Below are 20,565 nucleotides of genomic sequence, written 5' to 3' on the forward strand. Positions count from 1 at the left end.
CCCAGAGTACAACTACACCCACCAAACCCACCACACCCCAGAGTACAACTACACCAGCCAAACCCAGTACACCCTCTACCACAACAACACCACAAGCTACTCCCAAACCAGCAACTACTGCCGGCGGGCAGGAACGGGTTATCTTAGTACAAATAAATCAATACACTAAGCCACATCGCTATGATTGTTGGATGCCTAAGCATGAACTTAAAAAGGTAACTATCTTCGTTAATGACGATGATGTGTTGGGTAGTATTGGAGATGATGATAATGACGATGATGACGACGAGCAGTATAACGAACTTGGCTGTATGGTGCCAACCTTAAAAGTTATATTTAAGGATTATACCTATGTTTTTTCAACCTATTGTACCGCCAGTTTAAAGTTTAAAAATTCATCTCCTTATATTCCTTCCGGAATCTCTGTCCCCACAGATTTTATCTATAATGCCAATACACTTTCGTACTTAGAAAAACTACAACTTAAACATTTTGGTATTCAACCACAAAGTGCCTATAGGCAAACAGCGGCTACCTATCGAAAACAAAATGCAGATGACGATAAAGATGAAGATATTGACTTAGATGATGATGACTTAGACTCACAAATTGATTCGGCAGGCGGAAATGATGATTATTTACTTGATTCCGATGATGATGACCTACTTGACGATTTAGATGATGATTTTTAAGGGCGTTTTATCCTAAAAAAAACAACAGATTTGGTATCAATTTTGATACAATAAAGCAATAAAAAAACTGGAAGTTTGTATTATCCTTCGCTGCTGAACTAATTTAGGAAGAAATCTCTGCGGACTTTGGGGTTTGTAAAATAAGGTAAAAGTAGGAAACTGCCCCCAATGAAACCAGCATCAATAACTGAGATGTATGTAGAAAAAGTGCTAAAATACGCCCCCAATCGGCAGCAGAGACCCCTAAAAATGCTATAAAAGTAAATATCACTGCATTATGAAAAGGCCCTACCCCCCCCGGCACTGGTATTACCATACCAATACCCGTCATTGTCATGACTATCCACGCAAAATAAAAACTTAACTCAGACGTAGGGGGGTACGCAACAAAAGCAAGGTAAGTAGCCAATGTGTATAAACCCCATAACAAAACTGTATATACCAAAAACAAACGTACCTCCCGAAGATTGCGAATACTCGCTGCTGCCTGTAAAATATTCTTTACCAAAGCTATTATTGCCCGAACAAATGTGATTTCAGCAATCCTTTTCCGCAAAAGCCAAACGACACCGGCTAAAATTCCACCAATAATCAGTGTATAAAACCAAATAGTTTGATAAAATGGCGTTGTACTTTTTTCGGTCTTGTCAAAATAACTTAATAAACGGCTGGATTCCAGCAGAAAAGCTATTAATACTTGCAGTGCTAATGCAATAACATCTAAGGCTCGTTCTGTGAGAACAGTGCCGGCTCCGGTAGTGAAAGGCACTTTGTTTGAGCGTGTTAAAATAGAGCAACGGGAAACTTCCCCTAAACGTGGTACGGCATTGTTAGCCATATAACCTACCAATAATGCCGCAAACGTATTCTGAATAGGAGGGGAGTATCCGGAAGCCTTTAAAAGCAGATTCCAACGTAATGCCCGAACAAAATGGCTGGATAATGAAGCCAATAAACCGACTAACAGCCAAAGATAACTTACTTGACCTAAAGCATCTTGTAGTAATTTCCAGTCAAAGTCTTTAAAAGCAAGATATAGCAATCCGCCTCCTAAACCCAAACCTAGTACATATTGAATTATTGTTTTAATCATTCTAATAAAAACATATTATCAATTAGGCGAGTAGTTCCAATATATCCGGCAACTAAAGCTATGGGCTTTTGTGAATGTTCTATTCTATCTAACCCAGATAGTGTGTAGCCATTCCTGATCTCAGCGTATTGTAACTGAAAATAGCCGTCTGACTGAGCAAACATCGTTTCCATAAGCTGATTCAGTAACGGAAGAGAGGCCCCTTCTTGAGCTGCTAAACGAACTTGAGATAGCACCTGATGTAGCACTAATGCTTGTTTTCGCTCACTTTCACTTAGATAGCGATTTCGGGAACTTAAAGCTAAGCCGTCTAAATCACGAATAATTGGACAAATAATAACTTCTGTATCTATACAGAGTTCTTGAACCAACTTCTGTATCAAAATACCTTGTTGATAATCTTTTTGGCCAAAATAGCTTCGGGTAGGTTTAACCAACAACAATAGCTTTGCTACAACTCTGGCTACTCCTTCAAAGTGATTCGGGCGAAATTTATCACACAATATTCCGGTAAGAGACGGAAAAATAATCTTAATTTCTTCATCCGGAGAATACATTTCTGCTGTAGTAGGTACAAAGACAGCGTGTATTCCGGCGGATTTTAACAAATCACAATCAGCCTCGAAAGTTCGGGGATATTGAGAAAAGTCTTCATTCTGGCCAAATTGGGTTGGGTTTACAAAAATACTGGCTATTCCGTAGTCATTTTCTGCGACTGCCTTTTGCATCAAACTAAGATGACCTTTATGCAGCGCACCCATTGTAGGCACAAAGCCAACACTTTTTCCTGCTTGAAGAATTGAAAGCAAATATTGCTTCAGATCTACCCGGGTTGAAATGATTTTCATTCAGTATTTTGCAACTTGGCCTACAAAAAGCGGAAAGAGTTGCCGCCGTATTGGGCATATTCTCCTAAGTCTTGTTCAATACGTAGAAGTTGATTGTATTTTGCGACACGGTCAGAGCGGCTTGCTGATCCGGTTTTAATTAAGCCGGAATTCATTGCTACTGCTAAATCTGCAATAAAAGTATCTTCTGTTTCTCCGCTACGGTGGCTGATGATATTGGTAAATCCGGCACGGGTAGCCATCTGGATGGCCTCAATAGTTTCTGTTAATGTTCCTATCTGGTTTACTTTTACTAAAATAGAGTTAGCTGCTTTTTCGCGAATGCCGCGTTGTAGCCGTTTGATATTCGTAACGAAGAGGTCATCTCCCACAAGCTGAATACGATTACCGATTGCTTGCGTAAGGGTTTCCCAGCCACTCCAGTCGTCTTCATGGAGGCCGTCTTCAATCGAAATAATGGGGTATTTTTGGCACCATTCTTTCCAAAAACTGACCATTTCATTAGAGGTTAGTTTTTCTTGGGAAGATTTATGGAAAATATAGGCTTGTTGTTCTTCGTTCCACAGTTCGGAGCAGGCGGCATCCATTGCGATAAAGATGTCTTCGCCGGGGCGATAGCCGGAGCGTTCTACGGCTTCCAAAACAAGTTGGATAGCTTCTTCGTTAGAGGCGCAATTTGGGGCAAAGCCTCCTTCGTCTCCTACGTTGGTGCTGAAACCGCGCTTCTTTAAGACGTTTTTGAGTGAGTGAAATATTTCTGTGCCGGTACGTAATGCCTCCGCAAAATTTTCTGCACGAACCGGCATTATCATAAACTCCTGAAAATCAACTTTATTATCTGCGTGTGCTCCCCCATTGAGAATGTTCATCATCGGTATAGGCATTACGTAAGTACCTACTCCACCCAGATAGCGATACAGCGGTATGCCTAATGTAGCTGCCGCCGCTTTAGCCACTGCTAACGAAACTCCCAAAATAGCATTTGCACCTAAATGGGATTTGTTATCAGTACCATCTAAGTTAATCATCATCCGGTCTATTTTTCGTTGGTCAAACACTATTTGCCCAATGATTTCTCCTGCGATGTTGTTGTTTATGTGGTCAATAGCCGTTAAGACACCTTTTCCGTAAAAGCGTAGGTTATCAGAATCCCGTAATTCTACGGCCTCATGTTTACCGGTAGAAGCTCCTGAGGGTACAGCAGCCCGCCCAACAATTCCTTCGGTGGTGGTTATCTCTACTTCAACTGTTGGATTCCCACGTGAATCCAGAATTTCTCGACCTAAAATATTTGCAATAATACCCATATCTCTAAAATCGGGCAAAAATACAGAGTATTTCGAAAGAGAATACGAACAGAACTAAATTAAACGATTTCAATAGACCAAGCGATGAATTTTATCGTCAATCTAAGTTAGATTAGACATGGTTTAGTTAAATTGACCGCTATTTTCGCCACAATTAAAAGTTAAACATCAGGTGGCTTGATTAGTTCTACAATTAAATGGTTTGAGTCTATTGCGATGATTTTCACAGAACTACCGCGGGTAACAAACGTCCCTTTTGTCTGAACATCGCGAATCTTACCCTCAAAATCAGCTTGACCGATTGGTTTTAAATCCGTAACTGTAATTCCCTCTAAACCAATAAGTTTTTTTAACTCACTGGAAATAGAGGTAACTCCTGCAAGGGTGTTGGCATTTAAAACCGCACTTGAATAACCAATTGAGATAAGATAACGTGTTAGCCAAACTGCGCAAATAATACCTACAAAAAACGCTACTACCACAATGGCCGAAGATTCAAGTAGTTTATTGGTAGAAACAAAGGTTAAGTCAAGGTTGTAATTATGGATTAATCCGGCTACTAAGCCTAAGGTCATCAACAATATACCCACAACTCCAAAGAAGCCAAAACCGGGTATTATGAGTATTTCTACGGCCAGAAAAATCGTTCCTAATACAAAAATGGCTATTTCCCATATATCTGCCAAACCTTCTACATAATGGGGGGTAAAAAATAAAATAGAACAAACAAAAGCCATTCCTATGGGGAAGCCAAGCCCGGGTACTTTGAGCTCTAAAATAACCCCAATAAAAATCAACAGTAATAAAAATGACGATACGGCGGGGTGTACTAACCAACTTATGATAGTATCAACTGCGCTGGGTGTGTGTGTTATTACTTTGTAACCACTCCATTGGCTTTTAACTAAGTGGTCGAAATCTTCAAAAATACCTTTGGCATACTTTACCCGAACAGCTTCTTGAGCAGACAAAGTTAAAATAGTATTATCGGGAGCTGCCTCCGGAATAGAGATGCTGGCATCAACCATTTTTTCAGCAATTTTAGGGTCTCGTTGATTTACTTCGGCAGACCCGCGCATCAGCCCGCGCATATAAGACTGATATTTTTCGGGAGCCGGATCAGAACTATTCCCCATAAGAACCGTAGCTGCGCCAATAGTAGAACCCGGTGTCATATACATTTCCTTACAACTGATTGCAATCAAAGCACCGGCAGATGCTGCGTTATGGTTCACAAAAGAAACAGTCTGGAACGGGGCATTAAGTAATAATGAACGAATTGAATCTGCTGACTCTAATAAGCCCCCAAAAGTGTTTATCTCAACCAAAAATACCTGCGCCTCTGATTCCTTCGCTATCCTCAGTGCTTCACGTACCTGACGAACCATAAATGGATCTACATCTCCCTGAATCTTAATATGATACAAAGACTGCCCGCGTAATAATATCGGGAAAAATACGATGCAACTAAATAATAACTTTTTTATAAACACCACAACCTCAAATTATACTTTGCCCCAAATATACGAAAGATCAGATAAAATGTTTTGCATCCTGAAAACTTCTGTATAAGAAAGTGGGTTCTGATTCAGAAAGCATGATAAAAATTATTTAGGACACTATTGAAGTAGTAAGTATAAAATATCTTTACCCGTCCAATATTTTTTGGGTAGTGTAACTTTGGAACACTTTTTGACGTTTAAATTCAGTTGATAACAACGACACACACAACCATGAAATTTTTCGGATGTTTTCTATTTTGCTGGATAACTCTCTGGGCAACCGCACAGCCACAAAGACAGGGGGAAATCTTTTTAGCTGCCGACTCAAACGGGATTCCTATTTCTTTTTTAGACCCGGTTATTATTGAGGGAAAAACACCTACTAAAAAAGAGCGTGAAGCCTATCTAAAAAAGATAGAAGCCTATAAACGCTATGTGCGTAACATCGTATTGGTATATCCATTAGCCAAAGAAGCAGCCCGCATTTTAGCACAATTAAATGCAGAAATGGCTAAATTACCTACTGAAAAAGACCGTGAAAAATACTTCCGCCAGCGCGAAAAAGAACTCTTTCGCCAATATGAACATAAACTCAAAGACCTAACCGTTTCTCAAGGAAATTTATTGGTCAAACTGATAGACAGAGAAACCGGCAGCAATGCCTACAGCCTGATTAAAGACCTGAAGAGTGGACGTTCTGCTTTTTTCTGGCAAACAGTAGCCCGTATCTTCGGAGGAAATCTCAAAATGGAGTATAACCCCCAAGAAGAACAATTTATCGAAATGATTATCCAAAAAATTGAAAATCACGAAGATTTGGGATTAGAGTAAAAAAAGCCTAACTTTGGAACAAAAATTGCTATATTCAATAATAAACATTTAATTAGAACCGCCATGAAACTTAATCATTTAGCTATCATAATCTCAACTACCCTACTGTTGTTGAGTTGTAGTGGTTCAAAAAATACCACTGGCTCCAACTATGACGATGTGTATGCGTCTTCATCTAACCGGAATCAAAAGCAAAATAACCCTAATGGAAATACTACCAATCAAGAAAATAATCCACCTACCTACCGGCAGGATCAAGATTATAGAAACGATAATGGAAACAATAGTAATAACTCTGAATATGACTATACCAAAGCCGATAAGAACGGGAATAATTCCTATTACAACCAAAATGGATACGGAAATAACGGAAACGGAAGTTATTATTACGACCCAGATGATGACTTCTATTATGCAAGACGCATTCGCCGTTTTAGCCGCCCTACTTTCTACAACTATTATAGTCCCTACTATACTGATGACATATACTACCTAAATTATACCTACAACGGTTGGTCAAATTGGCAGTATTATAACTCTTGGAATTATCGGAATAATTGGTATAATTGGTGTTATGGCCCCACAACCAATGTTTCGGTTTCATTTTCAAATGGCTGGTACTCAACAACTTATTCTTATGGATACAACCCATGGTGGGGATATGATCCTTGGTATGGAACCAGAAGTTACTGGGGCTATTCTCCTTGGGCGATGCCTTATCGCTATAATAACTGGTGTAATAATTATTGGAATGGTTACAACTATGGCTATTACAATGGATACAATAACGGCTACTATCAAGGATACTATAATGGTTACAATCAAGGAGTTGGAAATTATTATGGCGGAAGTAGCTCCGATAATAGATACTATTATGGTCATAGAAATTCTGGTTCAAGTGCTAACACATATACCCCGGAAGGGAATAATCGTCCTGGTGGACGTTTTCGTGAAGGGAATCCCAACACCAATCCTGCTACAAATCCGACCAATAATACCACTACTCCACGTGGGCAAACCCAACCTACTGATTATACTACAGTTCGCCCGGGTAGTAATCCAACACCTTCGGGAAGCCCAAACGACCCAAAGAATACACCTACTCCATCCGGAAACCGCTCTGTTGATAACTATACACCAGCTCCTAATTCCGGCAGAACTGTAACCGACCAGCAATCTAAGGATAACACTATTTCTACTCCAAATTCCGGCCGCCAGACAGATAATAACGGCTCTAATTTTAGCACTCCTTCAACCGGCAGAGACTATCAGTCTGATGCTCCCAGCCGCAATAACTACAACACAAACCCTACACCTAACCGTAGCTACGAGCAGCAACCTACTCCACAGCCCAGCCGCAACAACTACAACACAAACCCTACACCTAACCGTAGCTATGAGCAGCAACCTACTCCACAGCCCAGCCGCAACAACTACAATACCAACCCTACGCCTAACCGCAGCTATGAGCAGCAACCTACTCCACAGCCCAGCCGTAACAACTACAATACCAACCCTACGCCTAACCGCAGCTATGAGCAGCAACCTACTCCACAGCCCAGCCGTAATAACTACAATACAAACCCTACACCTAACCGCAGCTACGAGCAGCAACCTGCCCCGCAACCCAGCCGTAATAACTATGAAACCAGACCTACTCCTAACCGCAGCTATGAACAACACTACTCACCCCAGCCCAGCCGCGGCTATGAATCCAGACCTTCCCCAGGTTTTTCCCCGAGTTCTTCCCCACGTCGTAGCCCTCGCTGATAATTTTTAGCTTTGCCAAAAATTTAAGCCTAACTCCTAAGAATTATGTCTAAAAAAAATATTACAGAGCACACTTTCATTATGTGTGCTCTGTTTATAACACTGCTCTTTCAGAAAGAGAATATTTCAGCACAAAATGAGCTTGATGTGTATCGGCTTTCTTTTCAGGGGATTACTGGAACAGCACGTTCCCAAGCTATGGGAGGAGCTTTTTCGGCAGTAGGCGCAGACTTTTCCGCCGCCTCCCTAAACCCGGCCGGACTTGCACTATACAAAAAAAGTGAAATATCTCTCTCCCCAACATTCCGAGTAGCTACCACTAACTCAAACTTTATCGAAGGAGCCCCATATAAGATTTCTCGCAACACATTTGGATTTTCCCAGTTAGGATGCGTTATTCATGGTTCAACCGGAAAAAGTTCTGACATCGTTAGCTATGCAGTCGGATTTGGGTATAATCAATTAGAAAATTTTAACCGAAAAGTAGATGCTACCGCCTATAATCCCTACAACTCTATCACGGATTGGTTTGCAATGGAAGCCGGCAGACGCAGCTATAACGACCTTAATGATAATTACGAAAACCCAAATGATGTTGCTGCTATGGCTTATCAAACCTATTCCATAAACCCCTTAGACAGCTTAGACCCTCGATATGCAGAGCAAAGTTACATCGGTGCAGCCCCTTTCGGAATGGTTTATCAACAATACAACCGAGTAGAATCCGGCAGAATCAACGATTGGAACATCAGTTTTGCCGGAAATTGGTATAATAAGCTATACATCGGAGCCGGACTGGGAATTGTGGGGGTGAAATATACCACTGAAATCAGTACTTGGGAGCGGGATTTAGACAATAACTATCGTTATGAATTGGATTCATTAGGCTTCAAAAGTTTAAATCTATACGAAGAATTTGCAACCTCCGGAGTTGGAATCAATGGTCGGTTAGGGCTAATTTACAGACCCTCAGACTTTATCCGCGCCGGATTTTCAATAACTTCTCCCACTATTTACACCCTTAAAGATAAATATACCCGAGAAATAGAGCAAACTTTTGACCGGCAAATACAAACAAGCAGCGGACTAAAATCTAAAATCAACCAGCAATCATCAGAAGGAATCTCGGATTGGCAGTTGGTAACTCCCTTCCGTTTAACACTTGGTTTAGCCGGTTTTATTGCCCAAAAAGCTATGATTTCCGCTGATTTTGAACTCATTGACTATTCCAGCTCTCGTATGTCTGACCAAAGCGGAAACTACAACTATAAACAAGAAAACGACAATATAAAAAACCTTTTTCAGACAGGGTATTCCTTTCGTTTAGGAGCAGAGTATAGGTTAGGAACATTTTATTTTCGAGGCGGAACTGCTCTTATGACCTCTCCGCTAAATGCCGGCGCTTTACGATACCAAGACTTCAAAACTGCTGCCGTAAAAAGTACCAAAGGGGGTAAGCAATCTTTTACTGGAGGAGTGGGTTATCGAACAGAGTCTTTTTTTATTGATTTTGCCGCCGTTTTGACAAACTTTACAGACAAATTTACGGTATATTCAGTCCCAAGTAGTTTCTTTGCCGCTGGAAAAGGAATTTCACCATACATTATTAACAGTAGAAATCTACTCTCTTTCACATTTTCCGTAGGTATTAGATTTGGGAAATATGTAGAAGAAGAGTAATTTTCACCAAGTTATTATAGCCAATGTCCTTTTTACCTTTAATTTAAGGTATTAAAATCTCAAAATATTACTTATTTAGCGAATTGAATAGATTTTAGTTCAATTTATATCCTAATTTTTATTTATTTTGTAGGTATGACTGATGTTGTTGAAACATTAAAGGTAGTTTTTCGCAAAACATTTGAAAATAAAAATCTGGAAATCACGCGGGAAATGACCGCCCAAGACGTTTCCGGCTGGGATTCCTTGACACACGTTACCCTTATAAACAACGTAGAATCAACTTTTGGAGTTCGATTTAAACTTAAAGAAATTAAGCAAATGAAAAATATTGGAGATTTAATAGATACTATAAGTCGCCATCTTTCTGCATAAAAATCATGAAAAGAAGTATTTTATTTTTTAGCATCTATTTGATAATCAATTTATTAAATGCTCAAGATAAAGGTTATCAAAAACTAAGCCGGCAGCTAACATCCGAAAAACCGGCTGAAGAATTATCCATTTACTTTAAGGATAAGTTACCGGAACTTGCCCATTCTGAAATACGCTTACTATATGACCGTTTTTCTGCAAAAGGTAGGCACATAACCTTTGCGCAGTTTGTAGAGAACCTTCCGGTATATCACGGTATGCTCAAAGTAAATATGAATCAGCAGTTGTATGCTTATGATTATTTCAATGACCTCGTTGATATAACGCTACCTGTAAAGGGGAAATTTCAGTTTGATATTGATAATTGGGCAAACCATATACGGGAAACACGTGGAGGGTATCCTTATTTTAAAACCTCCGTTCAACCAATTGTTTATGCAACGAACCAAGAAGCTGTTTTTGCTTATCAGGTTACAACACATAACGACAGACTTAGCGGAGCATACGAATTTATAGTAGATGCCGAAAAGGGGAGTATTTTAACAGAACGCCGCATTGCCAGTGATTCAGATACCTCCGGACGTGGAAAAGTATTTTATCCTGACCCGCTTACTTCCGCTATGCGCACGTACGGAAGCCCTTATGTAGATAATAGCAACCAAGATATAGCTGTTTTAAATAATGAACGCATTGAAGTTACCTTAACAGACATCACTTATGATTCTAATTTAGGGATTTTTAAGTTAGAAGGTCCTTACGTAAAACTCAGAGATTTAAGTCCGCCTGTAATCCCACCAGTAACCAGCACAACCGGTGATTTTTTCTATACACGCGCTCAAAACGGCTTTGAAGATGTGAACGCCTACTATCATATCAATGGATACCAACGTTATGTACGTAGCCTTGGCTTTGACGACGGGCTACTGCAAGTGCCTCTATTGTTAGACCCACATGGCGGAACGGACGATAACTCATACTTTTCTCCAGATTCAGAGGAGCCATCTATCAATATGGGTACTGGAGGTGTTGACGATGCCGAAGACGCTGACGTGTGCATCCATGAATACGGCCATGCACTGTCTTATGGTGCTTCACCAAATACAAATGGTAACGATAATGAACGCCGCGGCCTTGACGAAGGATTTGGGGATTATATGGCCGCATCTTATTCTAAAAGTATCTCTAATTATCGCTGGAACGAAACCTTTACATGGGACGGCCATAACTCTTTTTGGGACGGAAGACTTGCTAATAAAAATCAGAACTACTCTACTAATCTAATGAACTTCTATGACTACGGAGAAATATGGGCTTCTGCTCTGATGATGGTTTATGATAGAATCGGCAGAACCGCCTCTGATGCCAATTTCTTTACTGAATTGTATATGAACTCAACTAACACTAACGTAAAAGCCGCTGCAAACAAAATTATTGTTGCAGACTCCATAAACTTTTCTGGCCAGCACACCAATGACTACATTATAGCCTTTTGTGCCAAAAAGATATTTACCGGTGCAATCTGCAATTCAGTGTCAAGAGAAGTTTTATTAGAAAGGGCAAAAACAGAACTTAGTGTATTCCCCAATCCGGCTAATGGAAGTATTTGGCTACAAGTGGACGGCAAATTAGTTACCTCCGGCCAAGCCAGAATTTGGAATATTCATGGCCAACTTGTTCGGGAAATTAATGTAATCCCAGAAACCCCAATAGACGTATCAAACTTAACACCAGGAGTTTATCATATTGACTTTATCGTAGATAACCACATTTGGAACACTCGTTTTGTACTTACAGACTGATGTGAAGATTTTCCACACATTGGGGAAAAGTAGTTTTTGTAATATTGTGCAAAACAATTTAATTTTGGACTTTCAGAAGCAGTTTAAAAACAAATTATGTTTTCACTTCAAACGAAGCACTTATTCATAGGGTTAGGATTACTCGGTGCTTCTTGCGTCTTTCACGCATGCAAATCTACTAGTGCTAGCATCACTTTAGAGCTATCTGGTCCTTGTGAAAACTGCCCACCAGATAGGCTAAATACGGTTCTAAAGGATGTCAAAGGAATTGAAGCCGTTAATTTTAGTGATGCTAATAACGAAATTAATATTCAATACGACTCCTCGCTGGTTAAGTTAAGTTCAATTATTGGAATACTAAATGAATCCGGTTATGATGCCGGTGAGAATCTATCCACTATGGTTAGCAATCCCTCCCCTTGCTGCGTACTATCCGCAGAAGGAATTACAGATGAATTAGACATTGAAGAAGACGAATCCGAAGCAGATTCCTTAGCTAATGACCTTGATTTATCTGACTTAGATGATTTGGATCTTGATGATGTAAACCAGAATGACGATATTAATTTAGATGAATTTGACAAACTTGATATTTAATGACAATTTATGAAGTTGTAATACTGTTGCTTGTAGGGGCAATGGGAGGGATTTTAAGTGGCGTTGTGGGCGTAGGAGGCGGCGTTATCTTGGTTCCTTCCTTAGTGTTTTTCTTAGGGTTTTCGCAGCATACTGCTCAAGGAACGTCATTAGCTATGATGGTTCCTCCCGTTGGCATTTTAGCTGTATTGAACTACTACCAAAAAGGTCATGTCAATATTAAAGTTGCAGCAATACTATGTTGTAGCTTTATAGCCGGTTCCTATATAGGCTCCAAAATAGCCATTGGCCTAACCCCAACTCAAATTAAAAGAACTTTTGGCTGCATATTATTCTTAGTATCCATTAAATTTATCCTCGGAAAATGAACCCAATTATTTGTATAGATTTTTCAGACTTTTTATATGCCTTAGAAAATCGGGATATAAAAACCACGTATTATTTGGATAAAAATACCGGCGAAATTATTCCGCATTCACGTGAAGAAGAAGAAGAAAATCAGGAAGATACAGGTGATACAGAAGCCACTAAACTTCCTCCATTTTCAGAGCTCCTTCAACGCTTCCCTGAACGTTATCTGCCAATTATTGCCTTTCCATCAAAAGATTACTTTTCTACCATGCGCAGCTTTATAAGGCAGTTACCTAATAGTTTGGCCAAAACATTGCTGGGCAAAGCCTTAGATATGCCTAAACCTACCATGAACTTTAAACAATATCTAAAAAGATACCCAAACGAGGCAGCACAATGGTATAGTTTTTATGACGAAAAACTACAAACTTTTGGCGAAGATTGGCTAAAATCTAACCAAATAGATTTTTCTTGGAAAGATACTGACGAATAGCTCTAATTTATCTGTGTGAAAATAGAAGAAGAAATCCATAGCTCCTTTGCAAGCAACCGACAAAAAATCGGTATAAACCTGATTTACACCGGAAATTGGTATCTTTATCATTCTACCACATTCTTCAAACGCTTTCATCTTACCGGACAGCAATACAATATTTTACGCATTTTACGTGGTGCTGAATCTAAGGTTTCCGTTAAATATATCAAAGAAAGAATGTTAGACAGGGTTTCTGACGTTTCCAGGGTTGTAGAAAAACTAAGACTACGAGGACTGATAACTCGAAGCGAATGTAACATAGATAGACGCTTGGTTGATATTTCCATTACACTAAAAGGTATTAAACTCTTAGAAACTATTGACCCTGAATTAAGTTGCTTAGATAGTTTCTTTACACATTTTACCGAAGAAGAACTTATCGAATTTAACCGGTTAATGGATAAACTCAGAGAACGAAACAAATAGCCGCGATAACTATTGCTATACCTACAAACGATACACAGAGATTAAAGATTATAATTGAGAAGTTTTCTTACTTTTAACTATTTGATTATCAATAGATATTTTATAGTTTTTTTTGCAAAAAGAGTCTTATCTGTTTATGCTATCTAAAATCCAATATACAGATGAAGTTTAGACTTTTTTAATTTGGGCTTTGGTTAGGCTAATCCACCCCCCGCCCACAACGTCATCTCCTTCATAAAAAACTGCCGCTTGCCCGGGTGTAATTGATTTTACGGGTTCAGCAAAATAAACAAGAGCTTCTTGCTCGTTTTGCTGCGAAACAATCGAATAACTTCCCCTATCTCGATAACGAATTTTGGTATTTACGGGTAATTTTTCGGGAATAGTTTGATATTTTACCAAATTTAACTTTTTGACCAACAGTGAGTTATTGTATAAATCTGCTTCTTTTCCGATTATAACTGTATTTGATTCCGGAATAATCTGCACTACATAGTAAGGTTCCCCCATAGCCACAATTCCTTTACGCTGGCCAATGGTATAGTACGGATATCCTTGATGAGTTCCGACAACTCGCCCGTCTGTGGTAACAAAATTACCCTCTGAAAGTTGGTTAATAGCTTCCGGATTGCGCCGGCCTATAAAGCCCCGGTAGTCATTATCCGGAATAAAACAAATTTCATACGATTCTGATTTATTTACTAAGCTCTGAAACCCCATCTGAGAAGCCATCTGGCGAATTTCTGTTTTTAGAAATTTACCCATCGGAAAAAGTGTACGTGTCAAACTTTCTTGAGATAACCCCCAAAGTACATAAGATTGATCTTTTTGATTATCAACGCCTTTTGAAATTATATGACGATTATTTTCTGTACGCACATTTGCATAATGCCCTGTTGCAATAAACTCACAACCCAATTTATCTGCTCTTTTGAGCAAAGCATTCCACTTAATGTAAGTATTGCATACAATACACGGATTAGGGGTTCGGCCGGCAAGATATTCAGCTACAAAGTAATCAATTACAGATTCATTAAATTCTTCTCTGATGTCAAATATGTAATGCGGGAATCCTAACCTAACGGCAATATCTCGTGCGTCATGGATAGAATCTAAACTACAACAGCCTGTTTCCTTTTTTTCTCCCCCGCTGCTGGCATAGTCCCACGTTTTCATCGTTAGGCCAATTACCTCATAACCAGCTTCATGTAACAAAACAGCGGTTACAGAACTATCTATTCCGCCGCTCATAGCAACTAATACTCGGCCATGCTTACTCATTTAGCAGACAACAATATTCAGGCATGAATTGGTTCAGCAAAAGGGAGGCGAACGAGTTTATCTCCGTCAAAAACAGGGATTACGGGGTGAGTATCTTTACGAAGACAATATTTTACGTCTTCTTGTAAATTTAGTGAAATCAGTTTCGTATAGTGAGAAGAATTTTTGATATAAAAACGTTTATCGGCAACGGCGCATTTATAGAGTGTTAAAGAAAGCATTGCGGCATCGTCAATGGGGGCATAGTGCCCTTGTAAGGCGGTTATCATTGCTCCGGCAAATACGGTATCTTCTAAATTTACCCGATTTTTCCAACCGGAACATAAAAAGATTACTTCCCGTTGCTGTGTTTTTAGATATTCTATGAGAATACTCATGTTTGAAAATGACCCTATCAAAATTTGATATGAGTTTTTAGCAGCATGGATAGCTTGGGTGCCATTGGTAGTTGTCATGGCAATTTTAGCCCCTTTAATTTTGGAAGAATTATAGGAAAATGGTGAGTTTCCAAAATCATAGCCGGGTATCGGGATCCCGTTCCGTTCGGCTCCACATAAGTAGCCTAATGAACGGTATTCTTCGCAACTTTCTACCTGCTCTACCGGCACAATAAATTCCGCCCCGCTGTCTAACGCTGCACACATACAGGTAGTTGCCCGTAAAATATCAATAACCACTACATTAGAATCTTCCGTTCTAAGTGTAGGTAGTAGCATCGGGGATAAACAAACTTTCGCCTTGGGCAACATACGCAGAACTGTTTCGTATAGCAAAATTAATAAAACAATCTTTTAGAAAAGACAATTTTTAGATAATCGTCTTGATAATCTGTAAAATTTTACCCCAAGATAACATCGCCAAGAGCTAAACCACAGCTATTCAACTAACTATTTTTAAGGGTTTTGATTAGCTATCTTACTGATTTTTTTGAAAAAATTCTTCTACTTGTTTTATTCTACGTTGCTTGCTTTCGGTGTCTAAAAAACTGGCTATGAAAGAATTTTTGGCTAACTGGGTAATCTCTTGTTTGGTTAGGTTCAGGGCATTTGCAATAGCGAGGTAGTTTTCGTTTACATATCCGCCAAAATAGGCGGGGTCATCAGAATTTACGGTTGCCAAAAGCCCTAACTGGAGCATTTTTCGGATAGGATGATTTGACATTTCTGGCACAACCCTCAACTTTAAATTGGAAAGCGGGCAAACGGTAAGGGGCATTTTTCTGCGAATCAGTTCTTGAACTAATTTTTCATCATCCAAAGAACGGTTTCCATGATCTATTCTCGAAACGTTCAGTAAATCAAGGGCTTGCCAAACATATTCTGCGGGGCCTTCTTCGCCGGCGTGGGCTACTGTCAAAAATCCTTGTTGCCGAGCTTCTGCAAATACACGCTCAAATTTTTCCGGTGGATTTCCCACTTCGGAAGAATCTAAACCCACCCCGACAATAAATTCCCTGTAAGGTAACGCCATTTCTAAGGTAGCAAAAGCTGAATCCTCATCTAAATGCCGTAAAAAACACAGTATCAACTTATAAGAAATTCCCAACTTGGACTGCCCGTCTTGCAATGCCTCGTTAATTCCCTCAAAAACAGTTTTGAAAGCAACGCCTCTTTCGGTATGCGTTTGGGGATCAAAAAATATTTCTGTATGACAAACGTTTTGGGTATGAATCTTGGTTAAATATGCCCAAGTCATATCATAAAAGTCTTGTTTATGTAGCAAAACAGATGCTCCGGCATAATAAATATCCAGAAAATCTTGCAGATTACTAAAGTTGTAAGCCTGCTTTAATGCCGAAATGCTGGAATAGTTGAGCTTAACTTGATTTCGCTTGGCAATTTCAAACATCAACTCCGGCTCAAATGTGCCTTCAATATGCAGATGCAATTCTGCTTTTGGAATATGCTGAATAAAATCTTGAATAGACATAAAAAATTACTACTGCAAGTTTAATGGTTTTATTGGCATTCGTTACATTGATTTATGTTTTTTTAGATGGCTTTATTAGCTGGTAGCCTAAAATAGAAATAGCACTCAATAAGGTTATTCCGGATGCTAATACTCCAATCCAATCTCCTATTTGGGTATAAACTGTTTGCGCTTGATATAAAAGCAGTTTATTATCCAAAACAGCTGGAGTATCATATTGAGACATTTGGGTTATATTCCCCTGATTATCAGTAAATAATGAAGTTCCGGTATTAGCTGATCTGGCGATACATCGGCGAATTTCGATTGACCGTAAGGTGCTGTGATAGCGGTGCTGAATGTATCCAGAAGATTGCTTCCACCATCCGTCATTGGTAATAATGCAGGCTAATTGAGCTCCTTTCTGGGCAAATTTTCGGGTATGGTCTCCAAAAACAGATTCATAACAAATCCAAAACGCTACCGGAACTCCCGTAAAAGTTTTCAAACAGAATAAAGAATCCGGATAACCGCAATTTCCAAAATTGCCTCCTAAGTCAATATGAAACTTTTTCAAAAAATTCAGGGATTCTAAAAATGGCATTCTTTCGATAAGCGGCACCAATTTTGCCTTTTGATACGTAAATTCATCTCCTCGTCCATTCATAATCGCTACCGAATTATAAAGTTCAAAAAATAAATCATTAGAATACGGTCGGGCACTTGCCGGCGGAGTGCCTTTAGGGCGAAAAATATGATACTCAACCAATCCTGTGGCCAAAGAAATATGCGGATTCTCTTCGATAATTTTTCGGACAGGTGCTAATAGTGGTATAGTAGCAAACTGGTCTCGCAATATTCCTTCGGGTATTGCAGTTTCCGGCCAAACCACCAAATCAATATCAGATAGACTGTGAAGCGTTGTTAATGAGCATAACCTCGCTATCTGTTGTTCGGGAGTTAGTACTTGAAACTTCTGGTAAGGGTCAATATTGGGTTGAATAACTCGAACATTCAAATATCCGTTCGACTTAAAAACATCTCTATTTTCATTTAAAATCCAAAAATTTGAAATAAAGGGGATTAGCCACAGCGTTAGTAGAATAGTAGCGCGGATGAAAATCTTCCGAGAAGAGTAGGTATCAAAAAATACCATAAACTGAACAATCAGTAAATTGCTTATCCATATCAAGGCAGAGCCCCCCAAAACTCCCGTAAATTCGTAATACTGAACATAATAAGGAAAGGGCGCAAAGGCATTTCCAAGCGTTAGCCACGGCCATGTTAAATCCCAACGAAAGTGTAAATACTCAAAAGTCAGCCAAAGCGGCAGCAATAACCACAAAGAAAGTAGCTGATTAGTTATAAATTTCCTCAAAAATCCCCAAACCAAGATTGGAATAGTCATCACTAATGGATTTAGCACTACTGCCGCTAAACCAGCTAAAGCACTAATAATAGCCTCTGTTAAATCAGGTGCGCTTAATGCCGTGAGAATCAACCAATAGCAACAAAGTAAGTTCCAAATAAAAAAACTTGTGTAGCTATAAAAAAATAGCTGGCTTAGAGCCGAAAATGACTTCACCGTCTTGGGAGCTATCGTTGCTTTTTTTCGTAACCACGTAAAAATAATGATGTTCCAAACCGTCTGCCTACCTGCACGTAAATACGAAATCCACACAGGCTCAGTAGGTTGTTCTTGAATATTTATCAACAACCATACCAACGGAACTAAGGCCCCCAAAGCTACAAAAGCTAAAGGTATAGGGGGAAAACTGAATGCTAATAGAACGCCGGCAAAAGCGGCTAATCTAAATGGATGCTTTTCTGCAACGAACAGCACAAGTGATAATCAATTGGAGGAGCTATGATTTTTAGCGTTGTTTCGAGTAGTAATAATCTTCGGGATTTATTTTTACACCATTTTTGATTACTTCATAATGTAGGTGCGGGCCGGTGGACCATCCGGTGCTTCCAACCAAGCCAATTAGCTGCCCGCGACTTATCGCCTGGCCTACTTTTACTAAACTCTTACTCATGTGGGCATATTTCGTTACAAAACCATAGCCATGATTTATTTCCACCTGAATTCCGTATCCGGTTTCTGTAATGCCTGAGGTGATAACTTTACCGTCTCCGGTAGCATAGATTTTGTCACCAATATGGGAGTCAAAGTCTATACCGGTATGAAAGAAACCTGCCCCAAAAAACGGGTCATTTCGGTAGCCAAATCCACTGGAAGTTCTGGTATTTAGCGGTTTTATGGCGGGTATATGGCTTAGTTCATTTGACTTCTCTGGAGCTAATTTTTCGATAGTCGAAAAACTATTATGCTGCAACTTTGTTCTATACAGTAACTTATCGCTCAAAATAGCAATTGGGCGAACTTCCGGTAACAGTTTGGTGTACTTTGCAGACCCCCCAGTACCTCCTTCCCACACATCAGCATCTAAGGGGGTTAAACTTAAGAGCGAACGATAATATCCATTGTCATTATCATGTATTGTACCCAATCTCTTTTCTAATTCTTTGTACTTTGCAAGTAGCTGGTCATTTTTAGCTACCTTTTGCTGCCAAGCCCATTCCAGATAAATAATCTGTAAATCTCCTAACTTCTGCTCTATAAAATAGAGGCCGAAACCAGCTATTACAATAGAAAGTAATGAAACTATCAAAATCCTGTGCTTCAATAATTTAGCATCATAACGAGCTGCTCTATATTGAAATGTTTCTGGATTAAGTACGAATTTTCCTTTTTTTGTCCGCATTAGTTCAAGGTGGTTTTTACATTCCCTAATTAATATTTCAAGGCGCGAAGTTATAACTTATTTTTAATTATCGAGCGTTTTTTTAGTAATTATAATTTCTTTTTTCTTCACAACAATTTATCTCTCAACAAATTAAGCATACGTATTTCTACCAAAGTTATGAATTTATGAAAATATTCTTAGGTATAAAATAGATGTTTCTGTTAGCTTATTACTGAATACTACTTAGCTCGTATGGTCTGCAATAATTTTCCATTGTTTTTTGATTTTTTGAAAAATCAGCAGGAAGTGCCCCTGAATTATTTCATTTTTTCGTTCTATTTTCCACTTTCCAATCACATAAGCATTATTCGGATTTAGTGGTTTTATTTGATATATCTCAAAATTTAAAGTACCCCGTTTTTCGGGTGAATCATAGTTTTTCTGATAATTATTCAGTACCGGCTCCCAGCCCCAAGTTAGGCCGGATTTTCCTACAAATACCAATTTATCTGAATGCCAGTAACCTTGCATAAACTCTTCTATTCGCCCTTTATTCCAATCAGTTTGCTGTTTTTCAAGAACTTGCCTTATTTCTTGTGAATTTTTATCTTGGGCATTTAGGTTTTGAAATTGACATATTAATATTCCCCACAACATAGTAGTCAGTAAGTTCTTAGATGAAATAGACACAAATAGCGTTTGCATAGCAAGAGTCCGGTACAGTAATTTTAAAGTTCTCATAAACAAAGATATGCAATTTATTTAGCAGCTTCAATTATACTACAAAAAGCGTAATATAGAAGAGCAGCCTTTTCATCCA

The 20,565-nt window shown here is 39.1% G+C and carries 20 protein-coding genes; 10 read left to right on the top strand and 10 right to left on the bottom strand.

The genetic code is table 11. From position 1 onward, the window contains the following. Positions 1 to 692: hypothetical protein (locus LC115_02295; GenBank protein ID MCZ2355511.1), on the top strand; the 692-nt coding region annotated here is incomplete at its 5' end. A 103-nt stretch (positions 693 to 795) separates the two neighbouring features. Here LC115_02295 and LC115_02300 read toward each other — a convergent pair. The 4 genes from LC115_02300 to LC115_02315 all read right to left on the bottom strand — a co-directional run bounded on the left by LC115_02300 (position 796) and on the right by LC115_02315 (position 5,436). Beyond that, positions 796 to 1,785: a flippase-like domain-containing protein gene (locus LC115_02300; protein MCZ2355512.1), complete on the bottom strand. Its 990-nt coding sequence runs from the start codon at positions 1,783 to 1,785 to the stop codon at positions 796 to 798. Beyond that, positions 1,782 to 2,633 (bottom strand): pantoate--beta-alanine ligase, encoded by an 852-nt coding sequence (panC, locus tag LC115_02305; protein ID MCZ2355513.1) that lies wholly within the window; start codon positions 2,631 to 2,633, stop codon positions 1,782 to 1,784. Before panC ends, LC115_02300 begins: the two co-directional genes overlap by 4 nt. Positions 2,634 to 2,653: 20 nt before the next feature. Further along, a complete protein-coding gene (eno, locus tag LC115_02310) occupies positions 2,654 to 3,940 on the bottom strand; it encodes a phosphopyruvate hydratase (GenBank protein MCZ2355514.1) in 1,287 nt (428 codons plus the stop codon). Between the two features lie 161 nt (positions 3,941 to 4,101). Next, positions 4,102 to 5,436, bottom strand: a complete 1,335-nt coding sequence (locus tag LC115_02315; protein MCZ2355515.1) for a hypothetical protein — start codon at positions 5,434 to 5,436, stop codon at positions 4,102 to 4,104. Positions 5,437 to 5,673: 237 nt separating this feature from the next. On the opposite strand from LC115_02315, the gene LC115_02320 reads away from it, so the two are divergent. The 9 genes from LC115_02320 (at position 5,674) to LC115_02360 (ending at position 13,806) form a co-directional block, all read left to right on the top strand. Further along, the gene (locus LC115_02320) at positions 5,674 to 6,273 is read left to right on the top strand and encodes a DUF4294 domain-containing protein (protein ID MCZ2355516.1); all 600 of its coding nucleotides are present in this window, start codon (positions 5,674 to 5,676) and stop codon (positions 6,271 to 6,273) included. 63 nt (positions 6,274 to 6,336) lie between these two features. Continuing rightward, entirely contained in the window at positions 6,337 to 8,043 is a 1,707-nt protein-coding gene (locus LC115_02325) for a hypothetical protein (protein MCZ2355517.1), read from the top strand. Positions 8,044 to 8,088: 45 nt separating this feature from the next. Further along, on the top strand, positions 8,089 to 9,723 hold the full coding sequence (locus tag LC115_02330; protein MCZ2355518.1) for a hypothetical protein: 1,635 nt from the start codon (positions 8,089 to 8,091) through the stop codon (positions 9,721 to 9,723). 135 nt (positions 9,724 to 9,858) lie between these two features. Then, positions 9,859 to 10,098 (top strand): acyl carrier protein, encoded by a 240-nt coding sequence (locus LC115_02335; protein MCZ2355519.1) that lies wholly within the window; start codon positions 9,859 to 9,861, stop codon positions 10,096 to 10,098. 5 nt (positions 10,099 to 10,103) lie between these two features. Beyond that, complete coding sequence (locus tag LC115_02340) at positions 10,104 to 11,897, top strand: T9SS type A sorting domain-containing protein (GenBank protein ID MCZ2355520.1); 1,794 nt, start codon at positions 10,104 to 10,106, stop codon at positions 11,895 to 11,897. Between the two features lie 96 nt (positions 11,898 to 11,993). Then, positions 11,994 to 12,494 (top strand): heavy-metal-associated domain-containing protein, encoded by a 501-nt coding sequence (locus LC115_02345; protein ID MCZ2355521.1) that lies wholly within the window; start codon positions 11,994 to 11,996, stop codon positions 12,492 to 12,494. Next, the gene (locus tag LC115_02350) at positions 12,494 to 12,862 is read left to right on the top strand and encodes a sulfite exporter TauE/SafE family protein (protein ID MCZ2355522.1); all 369 of its coding nucleotides are present in this window, start codon (positions 12,494 to 12,496) and stop codon (positions 12,860 to 12,862) included. The genes LC115_02345 and LC115_02350 overlap by 1 nt, the downstream gene beginning before the upstream one ends. Next, on the top strand, positions 12,859 to 13,338 hold the full coding sequence (locus LC115_02355; GenBank protein MCZ2355523.1) for a UPF0158 family protein: 480 nt from the start codon (positions 12,859 to 12,861) through the stop codon (positions 13,336 to 13,338). Before LC115_02350 ends, LC115_02355 begins: the two co-directional genes overlap by 4 nt. Positions 13,339 to 13,353: 15 nt before the next feature. Then, positions 13,354 to 13,806 (top strand): MarR family transcriptional regulator, encoded by a 453-nt coding sequence (locus tag LC115_02360; GenBank protein MCZ2355524.1) that lies wholly within the window; start codon positions 13,354 to 13,356, stop codon positions 13,804 to 13,806. 168 nt (positions 13,807 to 13,974) lie between these two features. On the opposite strand, the gene mnmA is transcribed toward LC115_02360, so the two are convergent. From mnmA to LC115_02390, 6 genes are all read right to left on the bottom strand, one after another. Beyond that, complete coding sequence (gene mnmA / locus LC115_02365) at positions 13,975 to 15,087, bottom strand: tRNA 2-thiouridine(34) synthase MnmA (protein ID MCZ2355525.1); 1,113 nt, start codon at positions 15,085 to 15,087, stop codon at positions 13,975 to 13,977. A 17-nt stretch (positions 15,088 to 15,104) separates the two neighbouring features. Then, entirely contained in the window at positions 15,105 to 15,803 is a 699-nt protein-coding gene (locus LC115_02370; protein ID MCZ2355526.1) for a 2-phosphosulfolactate phosphatase, read from the bottom strand. Between the two features lie 199 nt (positions 15,804 to 16,002). Continuing rightward, on the bottom strand, positions 16,003 to 17,016 hold the full coding sequence (locus LC115_02375; protein MCZ2355527.1) for an adenosine deaminase: 1,014 nt from the start codon (positions 17,014 to 17,016) through the stop codon (positions 16,003 to 16,005). Between the two features lie 52 nt (positions 17,017 to 17,068). Beyond that, a complete protein-coding gene (gene lnt, locus LC115_02380) occupies positions 17,069 to 18,838 on the bottom strand; it encodes an apolipoprotein N-acyltransferase (protein MCZ2355528.1) in 1,770 nt (589 codons plus the stop codon). Positions 18,839 to 18,869: 31 nt separating this feature from the next. Beyond that, positions 18,870 to 19,763 (bottom strand): M23 family metallopeptidase, encoded by an 894-nt coding sequence (locus LC115_02385; GenBank protein ID MCZ2355529.1) that lies wholly within the window; start codon positions 19,761 to 19,763, stop codon positions 18,870 to 18,872. Between the two features lie 225 nt (positions 19,764 to 19,988). Further along, entirely contained in the window at positions 19,989 to 20,486 is a 498-nt protein-coding gene (locus LC115_02390) for a nuclear transport factor 2 family protein (protein ID MCZ2355530.1), read from the bottom strand. Positions 20,487 to 20,565: the final 79 nt, after the last annotated feature.

It is taken from the genome of Bacteroidia bacterium, from assembly GCA_026932145.1.
In the GTDB taxonomy this organism is placed as follows: Bacteria; Bacteroidota; Bacteroidia; order J057; family JAIXKT01; genus JAIXKT01.